The following is a 374-nucleotide window of genomic DNA, read 5'->3' on the forward strand; positions in this document are numbered from 1 at the left end:
AAGGCCGTCACCCATATCGCAGAAGTGCGCTACCTGCCGGGTCTGGAAATCCGCACCGATACAGCGACCGGCGAAACCTTGCAGGTCATCACGGCACAGGCCGGGCGCAACGGCGTGCGTGTTCTGCACTGGCAGGTCGGAAAACCGCCCGAACTGACCAATGATCAATACCGTTACAGACTGACCGATCATCTGGGGTCAAGCACCCTGGAGCTGGACAAGGATGCTCAGATCATCAGCCAGGAAAGTTATTACCCATTTGGTGGGACTTCATGGTGGGCTGGCCGCAATGCTATTGAAGCCAACTACAAGACGGTGCGTTATTCAGGCAAGGAGCGAGACGCAACCGGGTTGTATTACTACGGCCTGCGGTA

At 56.7% G+C, this 374-nt stretch carries 1 pseudogene; it reads left to right on the top strand.

Features of this window, described 5'->3' with window-relative positions:
- Positions 1-374, top strand: a pseudogene (locus JL015_RS27590) (RHS repeat domain-containing protein); the annotation flags it as partial.

The sequence above is a fragment of the Pseudomonas cichorii genome, assembly GCF_015471405.1.
In the GTDB taxonomy this organism is placed as follows: domain Bacteria; phylum Pseudomonadota; class Gammaproteobacteria; order Pseudomonadales; family Pseudomonadaceae; genus Aquipseudomonas; species Aquipseudomonas serbiensis.